Here is a 2,420-nt window from a genome sequence, read left to right on the forward strand (position 1 = left end):
CTATTAAAAACGGATTTGGTATTAGATGAATTGTTTAAGAAGTTAACACCCCAAAGGGTTGCTTCTCTGACGGGATTTCCCTTCATCCTTGATGCTCTATCTGCACTGAATACAATTTAATTTGGTATTGCAAAGCATAACAGAGATTGTCTCAAGCAGGTCGCATCGCTAATATTTGCGGCGATTTTTCAGTCATCGGTAAACATTAACCGGTAATCAGTGAACGGCAAACTCAAATCTGATAACTGAGTCAAAATAGCTAAAAAACCCCCATCGCCCCACCATGCGTTTCAGACAAATTTTTATGCTTTTATGACATGGCTGACAATATTTTGTAACAATCTATACTATCTTTCCCGTTGAAGACTGTAAATTTAAGTTAATTACTTCGGTGATAACCCTGAAATAAAGTGATCTTTCTAGCCCAGATGACCAAAAACCGCCCCTATCTATCGACTCCTCAAAACTGTTATGCTTCCGGGAAAAATCTCTTAAACAAAAACTATTGCTAAATCTGTCTAGATGGAGAAGCAAAAGCGATCGAGAGATAAAAATAATTAAAGCCTCCTTACTGAATCAACAGTTACTTTCAAGAAATCTTCTCGGTTATAACCGCGCAGTCAGTTGGGGGAAGTAATGAGAATTTTTCACCGTTTCATCACCTTTGTTTAGTTTCTAATCACGATTTTTTAGTCCATGAGTAAACTTTCCAGACGTAGATTTATCTTCACTGCCGGGGCAACTGCCGTAGGAACAGCAATTCTCCACGGTTGCGCCACTCCCAATAATACCGCGACCAGTCCCTCCCCGGCCGGCAGTCCTGCCGCTTCCCCCGTTGTCAGTGGAGAAACCCCCGAAGTCACCACCGCTAAACTAGGTTTTATTGCCCTCACCGACGCTGCCCCCTTAATTATCGCCAAAGAAAAAGGTTTATTCGCTAAACACGGGATGCCCGATGTACAGGTGATGAAACAAGCCTCTTGGGCTGCAACCCGGGATAACCTCGAATTAGGTTCGGCGGGAAACGGCATCGATGGGGCGCATATTTTATCCCCCATGCCCTACCTAATGACCTTGGGCAAAATCACCAAACAGCCCGTACCGATGTATATTCTGGCGCGTTTGAATACCAACGGTCAGGCCATATCGATCTCCAAATCCCACGCGGATTTAAAACTCGACCTCGACAGTTCTAAACTCAAAGAAACCCTCACCAAAGCGAAATCTGCCGGCAAAGAAATGAAAGCTGCCGTCACCTTTCCGGGGGGCAACCACGACCTGTTCATGCGTTACTGGCTATCTGCGGGCGGCATCGATCCCAATAATGACATCTCCCTCATCGTCGTTCCCCCGCCGCAGATGGTGGCCAATATGAAAGTCGGCACCATGGACGCGTTCTGTGTCGGCGAACCGTGGAACGCCCAAATCGTCTCCAAAGGCCTCGGGTACACTGCCCTGATCACTGGAGAATTCTGGAAGGATCACCCCGAAAAAGCCTTCGCTTTACGCGCCGATTGGGTGGATAAAAATCCCAAAGCGGCAAAAGCTTTAACCATGGCTGTTCTGGAAGCGCAGCAATGGTGCAACGATCCCGCTAATGTTAAGGAAATGTGCGAGATTATTTCAGGACGGGAATGGCTGAAAATTGACCCCGCCGATATCTTGGGAAGAATGCAGGGTAATATCGATTTCGGTGATGGTCGCAAAATCGAAAATAGCCCCGTAGCCATGAAATTCTGGGCTGATAACGCTTCCTATCCCTACAAGAGTCATGATACTTGGTTTGTGACTGAAGACATCCGTTGGGGCTATATTCCCGCCGATACGGACATCAAAGCTTTAGTTGATAAAGTTAACCGGGAAGATATCTGGAGAGAAGCCGCCACAGCCCTCAATGTTCCGGCTGCTCAAATTCCCACCTCTACCTCTCGCGGTGTGGAAACTTTCTTTGATGGTGTTACTTTTGACCCCGAAAATCCCACCGCTTACCTGAAATCTCTCAAGATTAAAAAGGTTTAAATCAGTGAGCAGTGAGCAGTGAGCAGTTAAAGATGATTCTCTGATAGCTGATAACTGAACCACTGATAACTGAACCACTTAACCACTGATAACTCAACCACTGATAACTGATAACTGATAACTGATTATGGCTGTTTCTATTTCTCGTCGTTCTCAAAGTCCGAAATGGGTAAAAGACCTGCAAAAAAAATTAACCAAACTAGCAACTTCGGCGATTGCTTTATTAATTTTCCTTCTCCTGTGGCAAATTCTCTGTTTTAGTCCCGATGCTCCCCTTCCTAGTCCCACTAAAGTGGTTAGCGATACCTGGGAATTAATTATTAATCCCTTCTTCAATAATGGTGGCACGGATGTGGGGTTATTCTGGCAAATTTTAGCTAGTTTACAACGGGTGGCCGTGG

The 2,420-nt window shown here is 45.3% G+C and carries 1 protein-coding gene and 1 pseudogene; both read left to right on the forward strand.

Annotation, left to right across the window (positions count from 1 at the left end; genetic code table 11):
• The first annotated feature begins 696 nt into the window (after positions 1–696).
• On the forward strand, positions 697–2,019 hold the full coding sequence (locus tag IQ242_RS22510; RefSeq protein WP_193961476.1) for a CmpA/NrtA family ABC transporter substrate-binding protein: 1,323 nt from the start codon (positions 697–699) through the stop codon (positions 2,017–2,019).
• A 127-nt stretch (positions 2,020–2,146) separates the two neighbouring features.
• A pseudogene (locus IQ242_RS22515) lies at positions 2,147–2,420 on the forward strand (nitrate ABC transporter, permease protein); the annotation flags it as partial.

It is taken from the genome of Microcystis sp. LEGE 08355 (assembly GCF_015207185.1).
GTDB classification, from domain to species: Bacteria; Cyanobacteriota; Cyanobacteriia; order Cyanobacteriales; family Microcystaceae; genus Microcystis; species Microcystis panniformis.

What these genes read in the sequence shown, in the direction of transcription:
- IQ242_RS22510 (WP_193961476.1), top strand. Translation starts at nt 697, where the DNA reads ATGAGTAAACTTTCCAGACGTAGATTTATCTTCACTGCCGGGGCAACT.